This window comes from Prosthecobacter sp., from assembly GCF_044226605.1.
Lineage (GTDB): Bacteria > Verrucomicrobiota > Verrucomicrobiia > Verrucomicrobiales > Verrucomicrobiaceae > Prosthecobacter.
The window spans coordinates 1-22,054 of record NZ_JBGAGS010000010.1; the positions used below are offsets into that span (position 1 = coordinate 1).

19 protein-coding genes are annotated in these 22,054 nt (G+C 60.4%); 3 read left to right on the top strand and 16 right to left on the bottom strand.

The features are described 5' to 3' along the window. From ACILSO_RS14895 to ACILSO_RS14930, 8 genes are all read right to left on the bottom strand, one after another. On the bottom strand, positions 1-1,028 hold a 1,028-nt coding region (locus ACILSO_RS14895), incomplete at its 3' end, for a DUF1501 domain-containing protein (protein ID WP_395738221.1). A 92-nt stretch (positions 1,029-1,120) separates the two neighbouring features. Next, positions 1,121-2,350: an MFS transporter gene (locus ACILSO_RS14900; RefSeq protein WP_395738222.1), complete on the bottom strand. Its 1,230-nt coding sequence runs from the start codon at positions 2,348-2,350 to the stop codon at positions 1,121-1,123. Then, positions 2,347-3,171 carry an NAD(P)-dependent oxidoreductase gene (locus tag ACILSO_RS14905; protein WP_395738223.1) on the bottom strand — a complete coding sequence of 275 codons (825 nt, stop codon included), beginning with the start codon at positions 3,169-3,171 and terminating at the stop codon, positions 2,347-2,349. The genes ACILSO_RS14900 and ACILSO_RS14905 overlap by 4 nt, the downstream gene beginning before the upstream one ends. Then, positions 3,168-4,025, bottom strand: a complete 858-nt coding sequence (locus ACILSO_RS14910; RefSeq protein WP_395738224.1) for a sialate O-acetylesterase — start codon at positions 4,023-4,025, stop codon at positions 3,168-3,170. Before ACILSO_RS14910 ends, ACILSO_RS14905 begins: the two co-directional genes overlap by 4 nt. Before the next feature lie 88 nt (positions 4,026-4,113). After that, positions 4,114-5,154 carry an amidohydrolase family protein gene (locus tag ACILSO_RS14915; protein WP_395738225.1) on the bottom strand — a complete coding sequence of 347 codons (1,041 nt, stop codon included), beginning with the start codon at positions 5,152-5,154 and terminating at the stop codon, positions 4,114-4,116. Between the two features lie 7 nt (positions 5,155-5,161). After that, a complete protein-coding gene (locus ACILSO_RS14920) occupies positions 5,162-6,715 on the bottom strand; it encodes a hypothetical protein (protein WP_395738226.1) in 1,554 nt (517 codons plus the stop codon). Positions 6,716-6,720: 5 nt separating this feature from the next. After that, positions 6,721-7,383, bottom strand: a complete 663-nt coding sequence (locus ACILSO_RS14925; RefSeq protein ID WP_395738227.1) for an acyltransferase — start codon at positions 7,381-7,383, stop codon at positions 6,721-6,723. Between the two features lie 14 nt (positions 7,384-7,397). Continuing rightward, the gene (locus tag ACILSO_RS14930) at positions 7,398-8,936 is read right to left on the bottom strand and encodes a hypothetical protein (protein ID WP_395738228.1); all 1,539 of its coding nucleotides are present in this window, start codon (positions 8,934-8,936) and stop codon (positions 7,398-7,400) included. A 106-nt stretch (positions 8,937-9,042) separates the two neighbouring features. On the opposite strand from ACILSO_RS14930, the gene ACILSO_RS14935 reads away from it, so the two are divergent. Continuing rightward, entirely contained in the window at positions 9,043-10,293 is a 1,251-nt protein-coding gene (locus ACILSO_RS14935) for an MFS transporter (RefSeq protein ID WP_395738229.1), read from the top strand. Positions 10,294-10,554: 261 nt separating this feature from the next. Here the strand turns inward: ACILSO_RS14935 and ACILSO_RS14940 are convergent, their stop codons facing one another. From ACILSO_RS14940 to ACILSO_RS14965, 6 genes are all read right to left on the bottom strand, one after another. Beyond that, on the bottom strand, positions 10,555-11,802 hold the full coding sequence (locus ACILSO_RS14940) for a mandelate racemase/muconate lactonizing enzyme family protein (RefSeq protein ID WP_395738230.1): 1,248 nt from the start codon (positions 11,800-11,802) through the stop codon (positions 10,555-10,557). Further along, positions 11,799-12,809 (bottom strand): D-2-hydroxyacid dehydrogenase, encoded by a 1,011-nt coding sequence (locus ACILSO_RS14945; RefSeq protein ID WP_395738231.1) that lies wholly within the window; start codon positions 12,807-12,809, stop codon positions 11,799-11,801. Before ACILSO_RS14945 ends, ACILSO_RS14940 begins: the two co-directional genes overlap by 4 nt. Continuing rightward, positions 12,806-13,729, bottom strand: a complete 924-nt coding sequence (locus ACILSO_RS14950) for a dihydrodipicolinate synthase family protein (protein WP_395738232.1) — start codon at positions 13,727-13,729, stop codon at positions 12,806-12,808. The genes ACILSO_RS14945 and ACILSO_RS14950 overlap by 4 nt, the downstream gene beginning before the upstream one ends. A gap of 12 nt (positions 13,730-13,741) precedes the next feature. Then, complete coding sequence (locus ACILSO_RS14955) at positions 13,742-15,328, bottom strand: M14 family zinc carboxypeptidase (protein ID WP_395738233.1); 1,587 nt, start codon at positions 15,326-15,328, stop codon at positions 13,742-13,744. Beyond that, positions 15,325-16,713 (bottom strand): hypothetical protein, encoded by a 1,389-nt coding sequence (locus ACILSO_RS14960; RefSeq protein ID WP_395738234.1) that lies wholly within the window; start codon positions 16,711-16,713, stop codon positions 15,325-15,327. The genes ACILSO_RS14955 and ACILSO_RS14960 overlap by 4 nt, the downstream gene beginning before the upstream one ends. Before the next feature lie 74 nt (positions 16,714-16,787). Next, positions 16,788-18,131 carry a Gfo/Idh/MocA family oxidoreductase gene (locus ACILSO_RS14965; protein ID WP_395738235.1) on the bottom strand — a complete coding sequence of 448 codons (1,344 nt, stop codon included), beginning with the start codon at positions 18,129-18,131 and terminating at the stop codon, positions 16,788-16,790. Positions 18,132-18,274: 143 nt separating this feature from the next. Between ACILSO_RS14965 and ACILSO_RS14970 the strand changes: the two genes are divergently transcribed. Beyond that, on the top strand, positions 18,275-18,724 hold the full coding sequence (locus tag ACILSO_RS14970; RefSeq protein ID WP_395738236.1) for a CBS domain-containing protein: 450 nt from the start codon (positions 18,275-18,277) through the stop codon (positions 18,722-18,724). Position 18,725: 1 nt separating this feature from the next. Here ACILSO_RS14970 and ACILSO_RS14975 read toward each other — a convergent pair whose 3' ends face one another. Both ACILSO_RS14975 and ACILSO_RS14980 read right to left on the bottom strand, forming a co-directional pair. Continuing rightward, a complete protein-coding gene (locus ACILSO_RS14975) occupies positions 18,726-19,940 on the bottom strand; it encodes a sialidase family protein (protein ID WP_395738237.1) in 1,215 nt (404 codons plus the stop codon). Between the two features lie 19 nt (positions 19,941-19,959). Beyond that, entirely contained in the window at positions 19,960-20,883 is a 924-nt protein-coding gene (locus tag ACILSO_RS14980; RefSeq protein ID WP_395738238.1) for a ThuA domain-containing protein, read from the bottom strand. Positions 20,884-21,012: 129 nt separating this feature from the next. On the opposite strand from ACILSO_RS14980, the gene ACILSO_RS14985 reads away from it, so the two are divergent. Further along, entirely contained in the window at positions 21,013-22,032 is a 1,020-nt protein-coding gene (locus tag ACILSO_RS14985) for a potassium channel family protein (RefSeq protein WP_395738239.1), read from the top strand. The last annotated feature ends 22 nt before the right edge of the window (positions 22,033-22,054 follow it).

Genomic DNA, 22,054 nt, shown 5'->3' on the forward strand with positions numbered 1-22,054 from the left:
TCCACCAGCGCCGTGATGCCCTTGTCAAAGATGGGGAAGTCCTCGCGCTCGCGGGAAAAAATGTCGTTGTTCGCGCCACCGTGCCAGTCCCACTTGCTGTAGTTCACGGTCACCACTCGCGCCCCGGCCTCCACGAGCCGGCGTGCGGCGAGAAAGCTTTGCGGCACCCGCGGTGCGCCGTTTTCATCAATGCGCTTCACCGTGTCACCCGAGCCATAGCGTTCACAGATGCGCGGGTCCTCTTTGGAAAGATCGAGCGCGTCCGCCAGCTTTGATGATGTCAGCACTCCCATGGCCTGCTGCGTAAAAGTGTCCATGGCTTCCATCTTTCCGCTGGAGTCCACATCGCGCCGGAAGTTGTCAAAACTCCTCAGCAGTTTCGTGCGATCCGAAAGCCGGTCATACGTGATGCCTTGCAGCGTCAGGTCGCCACGACTTGGCCCCGTGTGCTGGAAGGCTGCGCTCGCAGAGCCGAGCAATCCCGGCCCCGGCTCGTTGTAGGGGCCGTGCGTACATTCGTAGCACATGCTCACAAACGGTGGCACCGCCAGATCATGCGCCCCCTGCAGCTTTCCCACCACACTGCCAAATTGCGGCCATCCTCCGGGCGGCACAGTCCCGGTCCGATTAGGAAATCCTGTGTAACATTGGATGGCATCATGCCCCGCCTGCGCACCCACCAGCGAGCGGATCACGGTAAACTTGTCCATCATCTTCGCCATCCGCGGAAAGAGCTCGCAGATTTGAATGCCGTCCACATTCGTACCGATCGGCTTGTGCGGCCCGGCGATCTCGCGCGGCGCATCCGGCTTCAAATCAAACATGTCCTGATGCGGCGGCCCGCCCACCAGATAGATCAAAATCACCGCCTTGTGCGAGTTGCGGATGCCCGCCTGGTCTTCCAGCGCCAGCAGCTTCGGCAGCGAAAGCCCCACCGACCCCAGTCCTCCGATCTTGATAAAATTACGACGCGAAACACCATCGCAGAAAGCGCTGCGCGATTCAGCCGGGGCAAGGATCTTGAGCATGAGGGATCAGCGTTGAGTTGACAGACCGCTCTCAAGTAATCGCGCTCAGCCCGCTTTCTTTCGCGCACCCCAGCAATCACTGCGCCATGCCCTCACGTAAGGTCTTCCGCCTTCGTGTCCGGCGCCCACCAGATCACCACCATCCCCAGTGCATAGATCGACGCACAAATCGCTCCCACCCGCGCATAATCCCCGCCCAGCGCCGAGAAAAGATATCCCGCCGCCAGCACTCCCACCGCCGTACCAAAGCGCCCCGAATTGTAAGCCAGCCCGCTTCCCGTCGCCCGCACCCGCGTCGGAAACAGCTCCGGCAGATACAGCGCCAGCCAGCCAAAAAACAGCGTCGCCACAAACCCCTGCGCGCACACGATCGCATGAAACCCCGCCTGCAGCGGCGCCGTCAGTTGAAACATTGCATACGTAATGCTCACCGTCGCCGCGCTGATCACACAATAGCTCAGCCGCCGCCCCAGCCAGATCGCACACTGCCCTCCCAGCAGACTTCCCAGCGTCGCCCCCAGCGCCCACCACCCCTGCGTCGCCGCCTTGTAGTCCCCATGCGCCGCCCCCGCGATCTTGTCCGCCCACGGAATCATCCACTTGCTCGCCGACCACGCACCGATCATCGGGATCGAACTCAGCAAAATCCCCACCACCGTGAATCGAATCAGCCCCGGTTGAAACAGTTCCCGCAGCGGCGTCACCGGTCCCTTCGCCGCCCCACGCGAAGCCAGCCACTTCGGCGACTCCGGCAAAGCGATCAGCACAAACACTCCCAGCACCGCAGGAATCCCCGCAAACTGAAACACCCACCGCCACGACTCCGGCGTGATGTGCCACTGCCGCGCCACCTGAGACAGCGCCAGGATGCCCACATTCAGCCCTGCCATCATCGCGCCCGACACCAGCGGCCGCGACGCACTCGACCAGCATTCCGAAACCAGCGCGATCCCATTCGGCCACAGCCCGCCCACTCCCAGCCCCACCATAAATCTCAGCACCAGCATCTGCTCCTGCGTCTGCGCATACGCACCCATCGCCGCAAAGACCGAGTAAAACAAAACGCACACTCCCATCGCCCGCGTCCTCCCCACCCGATCCCCCAGCGCTCCCAGCGCCACACCACCGATCGCCGCGCCCAGCATCAGCGCCGCCGTAAATCTCGCAAACCATTCGCCCCCCAGCTCCGCTGTAAAACTCGCCCCCAGCAAACTCTTCGACACCGACAGCGAAGCCACCGGCATCAGCCCCAGCTCCACGCCATCAAAGACGAGCCCCAGAAACACCGTCACTAAAACAAGATATCGTTGCGCAGCACTCATGGTTTTAAAATCGCTTGAATCACCGCGCTGTTGTCCGCCTCTCCATATCCCAGCGCCTCCGCCTTTTCCAGCAACGCCCGATGCGTCTCACTCAGCGGCAGCGGCAACTCACTCGCCGCCAGCATCAGCCTCACATCCTTCAGATGCTGCGAAAGCTTCGCCTGCGGCTCAAAATCTCCCGTGATCATCTTCTCACCCTTCGTATCCATGATCCGCGAGTACGCCATGCTTCTCCGCATCACATCAAGCGTCTGCGCCAGATCCAGCTCCATCTGCTGCGCAAACACAATCCCCTCCGCCAGCGCCGCACGATTCAGCCCCAGCACCAGATTCGTCACCAGCTTCATCTTCGCCCCGCTCCCACACGGCCCCACATGCACCACCTCTCGCGCAAACCTCTCCAGCAGGCCGCGGCATCGCTCAAACACTTTCCCATCTCCACCCACCATCACTAGCACCTCCCGCTTCATCAACTGCGCACTGCTCCCCGACACCGTCGCATCCAGATACTCCACGCCTCGCTCCTTCAGTTCCGCCCCCAGCGCCGCCATCTCACTCGGATCTCCCGTCGTCGTATCAATGACAATCCGCCCCGCCTTCAAATCCGCGCCCCTCAACACCTCCCGCACAATATCTGAATTCGGCAGACAAAGAAAAACCACCACACAATTCTCAAACACATCCCCAGCCGTCACCGCATTCACACAGCGCGCCCCATCCACATCCCACCCACGCTCCGCACCGGTCATCTTCATCAAGGCACTGCCCATCAGCCCCATGCCGACGATACCAGTCACGCTCTCGATCATGTCCGGCTTCATGGTTTGCTCAGTTCGGTGAACTTCGCCGCAAAGCGTCTGCCGATTTCATATTGCGCGGCCGTGTCAAAGTGAACCTTGTCGCCGATATGCGTCTTCAAATCGCGGGCATCCACACACGCCGTATGCGGCACCTGTTTCGGCAGATCCAGCAGGATGGCATTCATCGCCTGGATGTCAGCCAGCCTCTCTTCGTCCGCCATCTCGCCGATCGTACAGGCGATGAAAGGCAGATCCGGCACCGCGAGATCACTGCGCAAAGATTCAATCATCGCACGCAGCCTCTCCGCATGCACCGGAAGTCCGTCCGGCCTCGCGTTCGCCTCGCCCTGCAGCCAGATCACCCCTCGAATGCGTCCTTTGACATCCGCGGTGCTTTGCAGCGCCACCTTGGCCCGGCGCACGCTCTCATCGTACAGCTTCGCACCCTTCAGCCATCGTTGAATCGACGACCCTCCCACCGCACACGGAATAAGCCCGATGGCCGCCTTCGGGTTCGCTGTCTCAAGCGTCTCCGCAAACGCCAGCCCAGGCCCCACTCCCGCGTTGTCATACCCTTTGAAAGTCTTCGCGTCTCCCGTGAGATGCAGCGGGTGCCGCGCCAGATACCACTGATCATCACCCAGATGCATCATCACGATGCGGGGATCACGCTTCGGCTCCTCCGGCATCACACCCCGCCCCTTCATGTTTGACTGCCCCATGAGCAGAAACAAATCCAGCTCCGTCGTGCCCTCCGGCAGCTTCGTCACATCCACCGCCTCCAGCGGCGGCTTCGTCGGCGGCGGAGTTGCGACCTTCTGCGCAAATGCCGCAGGACAAAGTACCATCACAAAAAAGGCGGGCAGTAGTCTCATGAAAACGGTGATTGAGTTGTGTTATCCAAAGCAGAGGTTCGATTCCATAAGTCGCAATTTCATTCATCCATGCAGCCGCTCACCTCTCTCACACCAGCCCAAAAAACTCACGCGCATTCCCGGATAAAATCTTCTGCTCATCCGCCGCCGGCAGTTTTAGCGACCGCAGCGGCTCCAGAATGGCGCTCGGCTCCACCCACGGATGATCACTCGAAAACAGCAGCTTGTCCGCCCCGCTGAAATCCAGCGCAAACCGCATCGCCTCCGGCAGCGGCGACACAATGTCCATATAGATGCTCTTCAAATACTCACTCGGCTTGCGCTGCAAATTCTGCGGCCCGCGCTTCAACACCGTGAGCTGATGATCCATCCGCCCGCTGATGTACGGCAGCGTGCCACCGAGATGCGGACACACCAGCTTCAGCCTCGGATGTTTATCCAGCAACCCGCTCGCAATGATCCGCGCGATCGCAATGGTATTTTCAAACATGTTCCCCAGCGTGCTCGTCAGCTCATACCCCTTCACCACCTCCGTCGTCATCGGCTTCGCCGGATGCAGCAGGATCGGCACCCCCAGCTCTTCCGCACGCGCATACAGCCAGTGAAACTGCGGCTCATCACACCACGCCCCCGCTAGATTCGTGTACAGCAGCACACCCTTAAATCCCAGCTTCTTCACACACCGGTCCAGCTCCTCGCTCGCCGCCTTCTCATTCTGCAGCGGCAGCACACACAACCCGCGAAACCGCGTCGGATGCTTCGCGATCACCCCCGCCAGCGAATCATGAATCAGCTGCGCCACCGCCGGCCCGTCCGCGCCAAACCACTCCGGCCCCGGATCATTCGTGCTCAGCATCGTGATCTCGATCCCGTTCTTGTCCATCGTCGCCAGCTTCGCATCCACATCCAGGTAAAACGGCGGCACCTTCCGCAGCCAGTCCCCCATCTTCAGAATCGCCATTCCCTTCTCATCATACACCAGCGGCTCCGTCTTCCGCTTCCGCATCATCTCGATCACCTCCGGAAAGAAAAGATGGCTCTGACAATCGATAATCCCACTGGGTGGCGCTGCTACAGCAGCCACCGCGCTGCCCGCGACAGTGGCAGTAAGAAAATGACGTCGATTCATAAGTTCATCACTTGGCGGGTTTCAAATACAACGCGCTAAACCGGATCTCCGTGTTGCGCTTCCCCTCAAACGTCACGCGCACCCGAATCCGTTCAGGCAAATCCGCGCCCCCCTTCTCCCACACCACCGGTGTCTGAAACCCGCTCTGCTTCACCGTGCCGACATATCCCGCCAGCGGCGTCTCGTTCGCACTCAGCAGCTCAATCTTCAACGCCGCATCCGCCCCCAGCCCATCCGCATTCACAAAAAACTCCTGCGCTCCCTTCACCAGAATCGCAGCCGTCGTGAACTCGCTCGTGATCTCCGGCAGTTGATAATCCCCCGGCCCCTTTCCCGCCGTCTCCACCACCAGCTCGCCAAACCGATCTCTCGGCAGCTTCGCGATGCCCACCCCACCACGCGGCGGCGCTTCCTTCCAGTGCCTCGGATCCCACGAGCCATAATAAACAAACGTCTCGTCACCGATGTTCTCAAAGCCCTGCCCCTGAATCACACCGCCCTGATCCCACGCGCCATCCTCACCACGTTTGATGAAAGTCCACTCATGCGCTGGTTCACGAAAATTCAGCCCATCATTGCTCACCACAAAGCCCAGATCGATCGTGATGTCCGGCCACTCCTTCGCGCCATGCCACAGGCCCACTACGCCCAGCAGCACATTGCGCCGGTTCCACACACTGATCCCCTCGTGTGTCTGCTCCCCCTCCAGGCTGCGCCCCGCCCCTAGCACCTCATGCTGCGGCTCGCGCACAAATCCCACATTCTGCGTCGGCATCCAGTGCACAAAATCCGCCGAGCGATACATCCGCGTCACCCGTCCCTGATACGGCCGCGTCGCATTCAGTGCATTCTGTCCGCACGCATAAAACATCCCGTCCCACTGATACAGCCCGCCGCTTGGCTCAAAATGAATCGCAGGCAGCAGCACATCCTCCTTCTTCAGCTCCGCCTTCACTGACTTCACATCCACCACAGGTTTCCAAGTCAGCCCATCCGCACTCACAAACGGCAGCAGAGTCCCCAGCCTTCGTTGCCCTCGAAAATACACATGCGAGGTCATCTTGTACCGCCGCGCCGGATCCGCGTCCGCTTCATCCTTCAGCACCTTCACATTCACAAATCCCCACGGCCCGCCACCCATCGCCAGCAGGTTGTTGTTCTTGTTCCCCTTGTAGTCCACCAGCCCCAGATTTGGCTTCGTCCAGTTCACACCATCCGTGCTCTCCGCATACGCCGCACGCCACCGCGCCGAGGCCACCTTGTTCTCCTTGTCATCATCAAACGCCACATACCACAGCCGATACTTCCCATTCTCCTTCAGTATCGATCCATAAAACTGCACTCCCAGCGCATCCGGCGTCCCCGGCGCACCACGCGGCAGCACCGGATTCCCCGCATGCTTCTCCGGCTGCCTCATCTCCAGCCGAAGATTCTGCGAATACGGAATCGAAACGTTATCAAAAGCAAACAAGCTCACCGCCTGCGTCTCATCAAAAAATTCCGCAGCAGCAGACACTGTCGCGCATGCACAAATCATCAGCATCAAGTTGAAGCGTTTCATAAAATTTAAAGCGTTTCCTCCCTCCACGTATCGTCCCTCTGCGCCCCAAACAAATCCGTCTGCGGCAGCAGTTGCTCCGGCAGATTCCCACCCGCCAGCACCTCCGGCATCGGCTGAAACTTCACCGGCACGCCATATGCCAGCGTGTCCGGCGGCACGTCCTTGTTCACCAGCGTCCCCGCACCAATAAAAGCCCCGCGCCCAATCCTCACTCCCGGACAAATCGTCACCCCACCACCAATCGTGACCCCATCCTCAATCGTCGCCCCCTGCACCCCATCCTGCCGCATCGGATACTTCGCATTCAGAAACGTCGTGCCGGGTCCAATGAAAACCATGTCTCCAATCGTCGTGCGGCTCGGCACATACACATGCGCCATGATCTTCACCCCGTTGCCAATTATCAGCCGTCCCTCCAGCGTGCATTTGTGATGCACCACGCACCGATTCCCGATCGTGATCTCCCCACGAATCAGCACCTGATGCCCGCATTGAAAGCGGTGCCCGATCGTCGTGTTCGCATAAATAATGCTCCCGCTCCGAATGATCGCATGATCCCCGATGCGCGTCGGCTGCGAGTCTCCCGGATAGCGATACCCGAGTACCACATTCGCATCGATCTGCGCCTCCGCGCCGATCTCATGAAAAGGTTCCGTGGGAATGCTCATGGTATTAATCAATCTCAATTCTCCTTGGCAAAACGGTTCAATGTTTCCAGCCCCTTCACCGCGATCACATCTCCCGCAGGCTTCGCATAAGGCGCACGAAATTTGCTGTAGCGATAGTGCGCGCTCATATACTCCCCATCACCCGGATTCGTATTCGCACCATCCGTCAGGTACCCATACGAGAGATTCGTGTAGCCACACGGAATCGAAATCGGCAGCGGCGATCCCGCACGGATCTGCCGCCCAATCCCCTGAAACGGTTCAAACGGCATGCATACAAATCCCACATCCCCCAGCCTCAGCACCTGAATCTCCACCTCAAGAAATTTCGCAACACTCTCCGCCTCGCCCTTCTTCCGCCGCTCCAGCGCCCACTGGCTCCACGGCAAAATCATCTCGATCAATTTGCCGCGATACGCCGGTGTCAGCTCCCTCGGGAAATTATGCCCGATGCACGCCAGCGTATTCTCATCCCCCGCATTCGCACGCCGGATAAAATCCTCCATCTCCGCAATCTCCCTCTTCAGCACCTCCTCGCTCGGCAGCGGCGCCAGCGGTATGCCCACCTTCTCCACCGCAAAGTCCATCCCATCCCGCTTCGACACCTTCAGCCCGCCCAGCGCCGCGATGTAGCTGTCCGCCAGCATGCGCCCATACTTTTTCGAAAGCTCCACATCCCCACGAAACATCCCCTTCGAGTTCACATCCCCTGCGCAGCCTTGCAGAAAGCTCACCGCAATCGGCTTCTTCGGAGAAAGATGCGCCGCCACATGCTCGCACGCCACCTGCGGCCAGTCGCCAAAGATGATCGGCTTCTCCGGATGAAAACACGTGCACGGATGCGCGGTGAAATGCGTGATCGCCGTCACCACCTCTCCCTTCACATTCTTCAGCACCACGATCGGCGCCTGCCGGTCCATGTCCCCATTGAAATCCACGCCCAGCAGATCGCGATCCTCCTCACGGATCAAATAGCTGCTCCCATCCGCACGCCGCCCCTTGCGGTTGTAGCTGATTCGCCCCTCCGTGCCCTCCGCCCACGAAACCGTCACCGCCTGCAGCAGCGCAGGCAGTTGCTTCGCCGTCGCCGCCAGTTGCTTGATAAATTCCTCCCCCGCAGGCACCAGCTTCGCCGGAGGTACATCGTGCGGATGCATCGCAATCGTCGAATACGCCTCGATGTGATTGCTCACCAAATTGAGATCCGTGTGATTGTGCGACACCATCAGCAGCACCCGCTCCATCGGCAGCTTCAGCGCCTCCGCCGCCGTGCGCCGGATCAGCGGACTCACATTCGCCCCCTTCGGCGAATTCATGTGCGTCGCGATGAGGCACACCCGCGACTCCCCTGCTTGAAACAAAGTCACCGTCGTCTTCAGCGGCCCCTCCACCTTCTGCACCAGCGCCCCCACCTTGCTCGATGTAAAGCCTCCCGTCGTCGGTGTGATACCAAACTCCAGCGCCGCCACCTGCAGCCTAGCATCAGCAGCACGCACGCTCATCAGCCCGCTGAAAGCTGCCAGAAGAACGAAGATTCGAAAAAAGCGCCTCATAAGTTCCCGCTGTGAACGTCAGCAACTCCCCGCGCTTTCTTGGTCATGTCACCAGACCAGCATAAATACAGGAAGAGCCGAAACTCCTTGGCCGTTGTCACAGCCCATGCCCTCTGACGCAAGCCCCCCTTCCCTTCCCGAAGATTCGCGTCCGTATCAGGGGGCCTGGCTGGTGGTCGCTCTCCTCTGGGTCGTCGGCTGCCTGAACTACCTCGACCGCGTCATGCTCACCACCATGCGCGACTCCATCAAGGCCGCCATCCCCATGGGCGATGATCATTTTGGTGCCCTCACCATGGTTTTCCTCTTCGTGTATGGTTTGCTCAGCCCTGTGGGCGGGTGGTGCGCGGACCGTTTCAGCCGCAGCCGCGTCATTCTCATCAGCCTCATCGTCTGGTCGGCGGTCACCTGGGCCACGGCCTATGTGCAGACCTATTGGCAGCTTGCCGCCACACGTGTGCTCATGGGCATCAGCGAAGCCTGCTACATCCCCGCCGCCCTTGCCCTCATCATGGACTACCATCGCGGCAGCACACGCTCGCTCGCCACCGGCCTTCACATGACCGGCATCTACGCAGGCATGGCGCTCGGCGGCATGGGCGGCTGGATGGCGGACCATCACGGCTGGTCTTCCGGCTTTAAAGTCTTCGGCTCCTTCGGCGTCGCTTATGCGCTCATTCTCTTCGCCTTGCTGCGGGACGCGCCGCGTCAGCGCACCGAAAAATCCGCCGACGGCCTCACCACCGAGCCTCCGCTCCAAATCGTCGCCACTCTCGCTGGCAATGCCCGTCTCTGGCTCCTCGCCCTCCACTGGAGCCTGCTCGGCTTCGCTGGCTGGGCCTTCGTCTCCTGGATGCCCAGCTACCTCCGCGAGCATTTTGACCTCACTCAGACCAAGGCCGGCTTCACCTTCTCCGTTTACATGCAGACTGCATGCCTGGCCGGTGTCGTCGTAGGCGGCGCCTGGGCGGACCGCTGGAGTCGTGTCAATCTTCGCGGACGCGTCTTCGTCCCCATGATCGCCCTCACCCTCTGTTCGCCCTTCGTCTTCCTCAGCGCCAACACAGACACCCTCTCGATCGTCTCCGTTTGTTTGATCGCCTTCGGCTTCGCCCGCGGCTGCTCAGACTCAAACATGATGCCCATCCTCTGTCAGGTCATCGAGGCCCGCCATCGCGCCACCGCTTACGGTTTCCTCAATCTCTGCTCCTGCATCGTCGGCGGCATCGCCGCCTATCTCGGCGGCTGGCTTAAAGAGCGTCACGTGGACCTGAGCTACATCCTCATGTCCTCCGCCCTCGGCGTCCTCCTCTGCGGCCTCCTCCTCATCATCGTCAAACCCGCCCGCCGCGATTGATCCCGCCGGGACTGCGGCACTCCATTGCCGCTCTGGAAACCTTCCTCCGAAGCCCACCCACCTCGATTGATCCAAGAAGCCTCATTCCGATTTGGAGTGCGGTCGCGCAGCGAGGAACGAGCGCAGCTACCGCTTTCCGCAGGCCAGCCTGCTTCCGCTCACCCACCCTCCTCAAAAGCACCCACCTCCCCCAAAACACCGCGTCCTTTCTGTCCCTTCCGTCCTTTCTGTCCTTCTAACCAGCTGCCACTCCCCTCCCCCTCACGGCCTCAACACCTTCCCCGTCACCGAGCTAAACTCCCCGCTCCCCGGCTCAAACGGATACCGTTCAAGAAACCCCTCCGGCAGCCGCACTCCCAGCCCCGGCGTATCCGCCAGCCGCACACGCCCGTTCTCAATCACCGGCGGCTCAATCCACAAATCCGTCAGCAGCGGCGCCACGATGTGCGTGTTCAGCTCCGGCCGCGTCGGATTATACGCCGCCATCTCGCACACCGCCGTGTTCCGGCTCGCAAACGCCGCATGCAGATTCGCCGCCACACCCGGTGTCGCCGACCACGCATGCGTCGCGATGGACACTCCCTGCAGCTCGCACAGCCGTGCGATCTTGATAAAGTTCATCATCCCTCCCATGAACGCCGCATCCAGCTGCGCCAGCGCAAAGGGCTTGTGCTCCAGCCAGTCGCGCCACTCCTCCAGACTCGTCAGCGTTTCACCACCCGCCACCGGAATCGTCGTCGAGCGCCTCAGCTCACCATACGCCCGCATGTCCGTATAAGGCAGCGCCTCTTCAAAAAACCCGATGGGGTAGCTCTCCAGCGCCTGCAGCACAAACTGCGCCGTGGGCAGATTCCAGATGTGATCCGCCTCACCCAAGAAATCCATGTGCGCATCCAGATTGAGCTGAAACGTGTCGCCAAAGCGCTCACGCAAAAACTCCACCTTGCTAACCTCAACATCGCTCGCCTCCTGCGCCGTCCGCGAGGCCAGGATCGGATGCCCCGGCCGGTACAATCCCGCGCCCAGCTTCACCGCATGAAATCCCAGGCTTAAGTATTGCTCCACCTTGCCCTCCAGTTCCCCGCGATCATGCGGACTCGTCCCGCCCGTCGCATAACACGGCAGCGTCTCGTGGCAGCGACCGCCCAGCAGTTCATACACCGGCACCCCCAGCGCCTTCCCCTTCAGATCCAAAAGCGCAGCCTCAATGCCGCTCAGCACGATGGAGCCCAGCCCAACCCGTGCCCAAAACTTCCCCGCCGTGAACATCCTCCGGCTCAGCACATCCACCTCCAGCGGCGACTGCCCCACCAGGATCGGCTCATAAAACTTCACGATCTCCGGCACCATCTCCGGCACAAAGTACCCCGCGTATGTTTCCCCCAACCCCGTCAACTCCGTATCCGTCTCGATGAGGATCAGCGCCGCCGAGCGCCTCACACGCGACTTCATGAAAATGTCCCGCTGCGGCGCGGTGGTCAGCAGGGTGCGAACGGCGGTGATTTTCATTGGAGGTCGTCAGGTGGAATGATGTTCAGCAGCGCCTCACCCGCCGCATAGCGGCGTGCGTTCTGGCGAAAAATGTTCAGCAGATCCCGGCTGTAATGCGGCGAAAACGAAGTCCCCGAAATGTGCGGCGTCAGAATCACCTGCGGAAACCGCCACAGCGGATGCTCAGCCGGCAGCGGATAGTGGTAGTGCGTGTCCAGCGCCGCGCCGCCGAGATGCCCGTCACGCAGCACCGCCAGCAGCGCCTCCTGCTGAATCAGCGGCCCCCGCGCAGGATTCAGCACAAAAGCCCCCTTCCTCAGCGTTCGCAGTTCCACCTCGCCCACGATGCCGTCCGTCTTCGTCGTCAGCGGCATCGCCAGCACAAGAAAATCAATCCCGCTCAAAAACTCCATCTTCTCCTGCTCGGTAAAATAGCGGTCAGGCAGCGAGCCATCCGGATCACCCGTTCCCGCAATGCAGGTGGAATCCGCCCGCGACTTCACTCCCGAGCGAGTCAGCGCATGCACCGTCATGCCAAAAGCCTTCGCCAGTCGCGCCGTCTCACGGCCGATTCCTCCATACCCCCAGATGCCCACCGTCTTCCCACGAATCTCACCCGTAAACTGCGCCGACCGCTCCCAGATCGCCGCATCCTGATGCCGGATCAGCGTGCGCAGATCCCGCACCAGATTGATCATCATGGCCAAGTTCCATTCTGCGATCGGGCAGTCAAAAATCCCCCGCGCATTCGTCACCGTCACACCTCGCTCACCCAGCCGATGCGGAAACAAATGCGAATACCCCGCCGACTCAATCTGCAGCCACTTCAAATTTTTAAACGCCACGAGATTCGGCGGCGGCTGCGCGGCAAAAATCACCTCCACACGCTCCGCCTCCTCTTCCGGCCACGCCGCACCTGCCGCCAGTCCGCGCAGCACACGCACCTCCAGTTCATCGATCACCGGCTCCGCGCCCGGCGCAGCTTCCATAAACGGCAGTCCAGTGGTTAGGCAGAGACTCTTCATGGCAGCCAGTGCGGTTGATGTTGTTGCAGCAGCTCACGATAGCGGTCAAACCGTGCCTCGCTCACGCTCTCATACGGCGGCAGCAGCCGCAGCGGAAACGCCGGATCATGAATGCGGCAGAACAGTTTGTCATACGCACCATCCATGTGCGCACTGCTCCCCACCGCCTCTTTAAACGCCGCGATGAGTCCTTCAAAGTCAGCCACGATGCTCGCAATCTTCGCCTCATCCCGCTCCCGCCCCGCCTGAAAATACTCCCTCGCCCGTGCAAAATTCGTTGAGGTAAACGAGATCAAAAAGCCGCACTCACTCATCAGCGCCGCCTTCGCAAAGCCCGCCTCCGTGATGAAATGCTGAAGCTGCGGCGCATCCGCAAACAGACTCCTCAGCCTCGCCTCATCCGCCGTGCTGTTCTTCGTCGCCACCAGATTGGGAAACTCCGCCGCCAGCCTCCCATACTCCTGCCCCGTGATGATGCGCCCCGTGCGCATCAGGTTGTAGTGCAGAAACTCCGCCTCAGGAAATCGCCCGCAGGTCTCACGGAAAAAAGTCTGCATCTCCACATCATTCAAAACGCCCCAGCTCGGCAGACTGATTTGAAACCTCGTTGCCCCCATCGCCCTCGCCCGCTCGATCCTCTCGATCACCGTCGGCAGCGACTGATTGATCAGACCCACCATCCCCTGAACCCCATCCGCCTTCGTCTCATCCAGAAAGACCCGCGTCACCACATCAAACTGCGACTCCGTCACAGCATACCCCTCCCCCGCAGTCCCAAAGACATAAAGATCCCGAATGCCACATGCGATCTGATGCCGCACCGACCGCCGAAAAATCTCTTCCTCAAACTCGAACCTCTCACTCCACGGCACACAGCACGTTGCCAGAATGCACGGACGGTATCGTTTGGCGGCGCTCATGAAAAAAACACCTCAAGGTTTCTTCAGCTTCTCCATCACCGCCGCAGGCGGCTCCCACCCATAGCTGCGCTTCTCATTCCCGTTGTAGGCGCAGGTCACCACAAAAAGGTCCGCCGCCTTGGTTTTCTCCGGCGGCAGATTGATCTGCACCTGCGTGTACCCATCGGCAAACCACGCCTGATACCCATCCGCTGCACTCTCCTTCAGCGTGTGCCCGTTCACCGCCACATCCAGCAGCGTCGGCGCCTTGTAGGGGATCCGCAGCCGAAACCCGATGCCCTTTTGAATCGGCTCACCCTTCGTCGCCTCACGCGGATCAGACGTAAACTCATACTCCGGCCCCTTTTTCACAAAGGCTTCAATCGCATCCGCATTCACACCGGGCAGCCCCCGCAGATTCGCCACAAACTTCCCCGGATCATTGTCCAGTGCCGCCAGCCCTTTCGGCGTCACCGCGCACACATACGTCGCCCGCCCGTCATATTCCGGATACATCATGCCATCCGCAAAGGTCGGCTGCCGACCCCACAGCTCCGCGCGGCTCTGCCGTCGCTGCGTGGCCGTCTCACCATACGCCGTCACAAATCGTCCCGCCCTCGCACGCACCCGTGTCACCGGATACCCCGAAAACTTCTCGCTCACCCACGGCTTGTTCCCCAGCGCCAGAATGCCCGACACCCGCGCCACCCCGCTTTCCTCCCAACCGATCTCCGTCGTCGAAATCATGGTATGATATTTCATGTAGCCATAGAACATGGTTCGAAACCGCTGCGGCCTCGGCGCATTCCACAGCCGGCTGCGAAACACATCATGGTCCGGATTGTAAAAACACCGCTGTGCATCCGCCTCCGCCCGGTCAGATCCATACCCAGCGTCCTGCCCTGCCTTCACCATCGCCTCCGTCACCCGCGGGTCCCACGGCCTCACTCCGCAGTTGGAGTACGAGCACGCCGAAACCTCAAACATCGTCTGCCCTTTCAGCATCGTTCGATCGCCCATCTTGTCGTCCGGAAACGCCTGCAAACCCGTCCCATGCAGATCAAGATGCACATCCGGCTGAAACTCATCCACGATACCAAGGAACGCGTTCAGCTCCGGCGTGCGCTTCGGCACCGCCAGCTTCAGCTTCGGCAGATCCCAGTAGCCAATCTGCGAATCATACAGATCGATCTTCTCCTTGTTGTTAAAACGGTCCGTCGTGAAAAACGCATACGGATTCGCTATCGGCACCACCAGCACCACCTGCTTTTGCCTTGTTTCCTTCGCCAGCTCCGAATCCCCCAGCAGCCACTCGATCAGCTTCAGCGTTGTCGTCGTCCCCGATCTCTCCGGCCCTCCATGCAGCGCGGACACCAGCGCCACCTGCTTGTCCTCATCCGGCACCTTCGCATCCGTGATCTTCACCAGATACACCGGCTGCCCCTCATGCGACTCCCCGCGCTTCTCAAACGTGAACACCCCCGGATGCTTCTCCGCCCAGTACTTCAGCGTCGCATCATACTCCTCAAAGGTGATGCGGTGAATCTTCTCCACCCAAGGCTGCGCCTGTTCGGCATAGCAGAGCAGTGGCATCAGCAAAAAAGCAAAGATCAGTTTCATGGTACAAATTGCAGCGCAAAGAGATCAGCATCCTTCAGTTCAAACCGCAGCCTCACCTTCTTCCCGGCCAGGCTCCCCCCCTTCCACACCACCTCATGGTCGATGTGGTCCCCCTGGATAGGTTTGCAATCACCCGCCGAGAATCCCGGAATCACCTTCCCCTCCGCATCCAACACCTCCACCCGCGTCTCTCCCCGGCTGATCAAATTCAGCACCAGCTTGCTTCCATCAAAAGTCAAAGGCTTCGTCACCACCACCCCATCTTTTGCCGAAACCGACACACAACCGTCCACTCGAAACGTGAATCGGCGAATGCGACTTCCCGGCCCCTGGTAGTACGCCTCGCTCGCATAGACCGACAGCTCCCGCTCCCTTCCAGGCAGTTGCAGCACCCCACACGTCATATAGTTGCTCCGATTCCAGTCCCGGTCCTTCGGTGCCGTAATGGGTATGAGAGGCTCCTCCCAGCGCTTGAAGTTCACCCCGTCCCGGCTGCTCATAAACACCGGCTCCACCTGCGAATGCTTCGGCTGGTACCGCGTTGGAAATCCGAAGATTAGCTGCGGTGCCCGCGCATACGGCCGCACCGCATTCGTATACAGCTGCACCTCCGGCGCGTCCTTCCCATAGGCCAGATCCTTCTGATTCTCCCAGTGCAGAAAATCCTTGGAAGTCGCCGTCCGGATCGCCCGCACCCCCTTCGGTTTCCATCCCCGCTCATCCGTATACCCCCCGGTAAAGTAGCGCCAATAAGCCCGGTACTCCCCACGCTCCGCATCATAGAAAGCTGTGTTCTGCGAATCAAACGACCCAGCTGTAATCACCGGCTCCTCCCGCATGCGCGTCCAGTGCAGCCCGTCGGCCGACTGATAAGCCTGCAGGCTCGGCTTCAGCTTGCGCGTCTTTTCATCTCCAGTGCTCGCCAGTGCCTTATAGCGCGCTTCAGGTGGGCAGTTCGGATTGACATCCTTGAACGGCGCAAAGTTGGAGCAACCTTCTCCCTTGAGAATGATGTTGTTTTCCTTGGACCCATTGTACTCCACCAGCCCCAGCTTCGGCTTCACCCACGTGATGCCATCGCGGCTCTCCGCATAGCAGGTCACTCCCGGCTGGCTGGGCCTTCCGCCTTCCTCACCATGATGCGACCCGCGGTAGTAGCAGCGGAAAAGATCACCATCCTGAAACAGCGTGAAGTAACCTGAAGTGTTTCCCTCCCACGCCTCATCACAAACAATCGCCACATCATGCGCCTCCGGCTTGTGCAGTTTCAAAGCCGCACCTTCCATCTTCTCGATGATGTGCCCGTCCACAAACAGTTCCCGCTCCGCCGCACCAAGGCTGAGAGTGAGACAAAACCATGCGCACAGTGGGTTGAGAGTCGGCATAGAAGACGGGAGAAAACGTGTCGCTTTGACCGTTCTCTCCCGTCAATGCGCTTAAATGCGCTGTCCTGCGCAAATCAGCCGTCGATATTCCAGCCGTCGCGATATTCCTTCTTCATGAAGGCGTTCGCTTCCGGTGTGTCAGGGCTGGTGCCCGTCTTGCCATCGTACTGGATCTTCTTGCCCGTGCGATAGGCCACCAAGCCGAGGAGCATCATCTCGATCATGTCCGCGCTGTAGCCAAAGTTGCAGGCAGTGGGCTTGCTGGGGTCACGGCAGGCATCAAACCACTGCTTCTGGAAGTGGCCGATGTCCGGCAGCATGTCTTCCTTCTTGCGTGGCTTGTAGTAGCTCATGTCCGCATCATTCCCGTAAGGGAGGATGAGACGTGAGTCGAAGTCCGCGATGAGGAAGCCCTTCGTTCCCTTGAACATGGCCCCGTGCCCGATCTTGGTCAGGTCGATCTGTGGTTTCGGCGAGCTTGGCATCGCGCCGCCCTGATACCAGGCCACGGAGATGGGTCCGCGCCAGTCATTCGCCGGCAGTTCAAAGTGGGACTCGCATTTCACCGGCGTCACGTCGGAGTTGTAGGCATCGCCCTTGGCTTCGGCTGAGGTCGGCAGGCCGCCGTCCACGGCATTCCACAGCAGGTCCATCGTGTGGCTGCCCATGTCGCCGATCTGTCCCGCACCGAAGTCCCAGAACATGTTCCAGGAGAGGCAGTTTGCACCGGCTCCGCCGGAGAAGTAGGCCGGATTGTAGGGGTGGAAAGGCGAAGGGCCAAGCCACAGGTCGTAGTGGAATCCGGCAGGCGGCTGACCTTCTTCGGGGAAGTAGCCGGGCTTCGGAATCTGGCGGTTTCCCCAGGCATAGGCGGCCTTCAGCTCACCGATGGCGCCGTCGCGGATCAGTTCGCGCACACGGTTGAAATTCGGGTTCGCATGCCGCTGCATGCCCACTTGGGTGGCCAGTTTGGTCTTCTTGGTTTCCCAGGTCGCACGAACGGTGCGCGCTTCATTCACCGTGATGGCCAGCGGCTTCTCACAGTAGCAGTGCAGGTTCCGCTTCAGCGCCCAGTTGGCGATGAACGCATGCGTATGGTCCGGCGTGCAGACGACCACGGCGTCCAGCCCCTTGTGGTCCAGGCACTTGCGCCAGTCGATGTAAGTCGTGGCATTCGGGAAGCGCTTCAGCGCATCCGGGAAGCGTGCCTCGTTGATGTCGCAAAGCGCCACCACGTTTTCCTCCGAGATGGAGTCGTAGTGCGCCAGACCGCGGCCCCATACGCCGATCAGGGCGACGTTGAGCTTGTTGCTGGGGGCGTTTTGTCCAAACAGCGGGCGGGTGATCATGCTGCCGGCGACGAGGCCGGCGGCACCGACGAAGCGTCGGCGGGAGAGAGGCGTGGGTTGGGTGCTCATGGCACCGCATCAAACGGCACGGAAGGTCATTCTCAAGCACCAAGCTGCACCGATTCCCGCTTTTCCCCCGGCCGGACGGGGCGGGAAAACGAAGCTTGATTATCAGAATCCAATTTCAGAAAATGACTAATAACATCCAAACCATGGACATTCCTACCGCCGCCAAAACCCTGCTGGAGCACAAGGGCCGGGACATCTGGACCATCACTCCCTCAGCCACCGTTTTCCAGGCCATCCAGATGATGTCGGAGAAAAACATCGGCGCCCTTCCTGTGGTGGAAGGCACCAAGCTGGTCGGCATCATCTCCGAGCGCGACTACATGAGCAAAGTGGCAATCAAGGGCAAATCTTCGAAAGCCACCCCCGTCAGCGACATCATGGTGCGTGATGTGGTGAGCGTGGGTCCCGATCAATCCGTTTCAGGTTGTCTCGAGATCATCACCGAGCACCGCATCCGCCATCTGCCCGTGGTGGATGGCGAGACACTGCTCGGCATTGTATCCATTGGCGATCTCGTGAAGTGGACCATCGCCACGCAGCGCATGACGATTGAGCAGCTGAACGCCTACATCTCCGGCGGCTACTCCGCCTGAGTCAGACCAGAGTGTTCGGCCGGCTCCAGCGGATTTTTCCCAGCAGCAGATCGCCTTTGAAGCCGTGCTTCGGCAGCATGCCGCCATCCGTCACCCAGGATTCATCCGGCGAGATGTTCGTGGTCTGAAAATTGCCCATCAGCGGCACCTCATCAGGTGCCTTGATGCCGTCTCCTTCCAAAGGAAGCACCACGCGCTCCGTCTCCCGGATGAGCCGCAGTGTCTTCAAATCCACCTGCGCCATGAACAGAGGCGAACGCCAGCGAATGACGTTCACGTTGCTGGCATCCTTGCGCGTATAGACGAGGTGCAGCGCCTCGCTGTGCGGAAGCCAGTGCTGCTGCGTGGTGCTCATTTCCAGCGGCGTGCCGTCATCCCAGCACCAGGGCTGCTTCTCTTCAAAGTCGAGGCCGTCATCACTCGCCGCCACGTAGCCGCGATTGTCCTCAGCACGCAGCGTTGCATAAAATTTCCCGCGATACCGCACCAGCGAAGGCTCCAGCAACCCGCGCCCTTTCGCGTGTTTCATTTCACGGCCCACCTTTTGAATGGCCAGCGTCTCTCCATCAAACGAGCAGCGCACACCCGCGGCCGAGCGGCCCGTCTGCTGCGCACCAAAGGACATCACGAAGGCAATGCTGCCGTCTTCCAGCACCTCGCGCTGGCCACAGTTGTTCGTATAGATGGTCGCACCGCGCGGGTCATCCCAGACCAGGCGTCTCCTCTCGGACCACTGGCCGTTTTTATAGACCGCATACACCGGGCAGCGCGGCGGTTGGTTACGGTCAAACTTGGGACCGCGGTAGAAGACATTGTGCCCCATCGCCAGCACCGTGCCGCTTTTGGCGTGGTATTGCGGCACGACGTCGCACACGCCTTCCTCGCCACGTCCATCGCTCGTGGGTTCACGGCCCAGTGCCGGAATGGGCTGCGGCTCCGACCACGTCTTGCCAAGATCACGCGACTCCATCCAGTGCACCGGCATGAAGTAATCCGAGCCGCGAATCTCCTGCATCGTCATCAGCACCACGGGGCCATCTTTTGCCGGCACCACGCAGGGCCTAGGATGAAACCACGACGGCCCGCTGCCATCGCGGCCTCGCTTGAGCGTGATCGTTTCCACCGAGGCAATCAGCGCAGAGGCTGACTGCCCGGAGGCCAGACTGGCGGCCAGCAGACCCGCCGTGCTTTGCTGGAGAAAATGACGGCGTTTCATGGAATCTGGAGGCTAAAAGTTACTTCGCCTTGGGGGCAGGCTTGGGCTTCTCTGGCAGGCCCTGGCCGGGCTTCGGATCCAGATTCGCCTTCATGTCTTCCTCCGTCACGGCGGAGGCCACGCCGCCATCAGGGATCTGCGCCTTCGCGGTCCAGAGGATGGCGTTCAGCACCAGCTTGCGCTGATCGTTGTTGGCCCAGCCTTGATGATAATGGCCGCCGGTGAAGCCAAAGCCGCGGCCGCCATCGGCGCGCTCACAGGCCCAGGCGACGTGCTGCTTCTCCTTGTTTTTCACGGACTCACGCACGGTCGGATTTCCACTGTGTGCGCCATCCGGGCGGCTCATGGTGGAATCGGGAGCCACATCACTCAGGATGGGAGTCACTCCCTGCATGTTCGGACGGAAGCGCATGTAGAAATACCATTCGTCATTGGTGCCAAAGGGCTTCACACCGGTGCTGATGGGGTGCACGGGCAGTTCCTTGAAATTGGCGTCCCAGTGCGGGTTCACGCTCCAGTTGATCTCAAAGCAGCCGCCCATCCAGTCGATGAATTCCTTGCCGCCTTTTTCAATCGTTGGCTCCACTGCGTAGTGCAGCGTCAGGAAGCCGCAGCCGCGCTTCATTTCCTTGTCAAGTTGCGCCAGGCGATCGCCTTGCAGGGCCGGGTGCCCGCCGCCGCCGTCCGAGTAGATGACGACGCTGTCCGCCTTGGAAAGCTCCTCCTGGGAGGGCCACTCGCCGTTCAGGTGAAACTTGATGTCCACCGCGTCCGCCGTGTTCTGCTCCAGGCATTTTTTCAGCAACTGGATGCCCGCATTGTGCTCATGCTGCGCCGGGCCGTGGGAGGGCTTCCCCGCGATCATGACGATGTTTTTCTTGTCCGCTGAAAACGCGGAGCCGAGGAGTGAGAAGACCAGGAGGCCGGTGAGCAGTTGCTTCATAGATTGGGGTTGGAACGTGGCAAGCAAACGCCCCGAACGCACGCGGCATTTCAGACGGTCGCAGCGATCTTTAGCGTCCGCCCCGGTTCTGGCACGGCTTTCGCTACGTTTTTCCTTTACCCCAACCCCATGCCCATTTCCAAGAGCCGCCCGCAGACCAATGTTCTGTACGCCTTTGCCTTCGTCGGCGTGGTCATGGCGGTCTTCACCGTGGGTTACCGGATGGCGGGCTGGTCGTGGAGCGATGCCTTTTATATGGTCGTCATCACGGCTTTCAGCGTCGGCTATGGCGAGGTGGTGCCGATCACCGATCCGTGGCTGCGGGCGTGGACTGTGGCTTTGATTCTCTTTGGCTGCACCGGCATCATTTTCGTCACCGGTACTTTGGTGCAGTGGCTGACGGAGGCGCAGATTCAACGGGCTTTGGGAGGAAAACGCATGGAACACGAAATCGAAAAACTAACCAACCACGCCATCATCTGCGGCTATGGCCGCATCGGGCGCATGATCGCCACCCAGCTCCAGGCGGGCGGCATTCCCTTTGTCATTGTCGATCAGGCGACTGACCGCGTGGCGGAAGTGCGGGATGCGGGCTTCCTCACGCTGCAAGGAGAAGCCACCGACGAATCCGTGCTCAAGACCGCAGGCATCAGCCGTGCGCGGGTTCTGGCCACCGTGCTGCCCAACGACGCAGCGAATGTCTTCATCACGCTCAGCGCGCGCAACATGAACCCCAAGATCCAGATCATCGCGCGCGGCGAGGTGCCTTCCACGGAGCGCAAACTATTGCAGGCAGGTGCAAATCGTGTCGTGCTGCCCGCGCACATCGGCGCAGACCGCATCGCCCACCTCATCCTCCACCCGAACACGCGGGACCTGATCGGCGGCAAGACGAAGGCCGGTGTCGATCTGGACCACCACCTCACGGAACTCGGGCTCGACATGGAGGAAATCGAGGTCCGCGCGGACTCGCCCTGGGTGCACAAACGCGTCAACGAAATCGAGAACGGCCTCAGCGGCCGCATGCTGATCGTGGCCATCCTGCGCAAGGAAGGGGCCACCGACATGAACCCCAGCCCCAGCGCCATGCTCATGCCCGGAGATGCGCTGGTGGTGATGAAGCGCGTTTTGCGCCGCGAGCGGACCTGAGACGTCGCATTTTTCCCTCAAG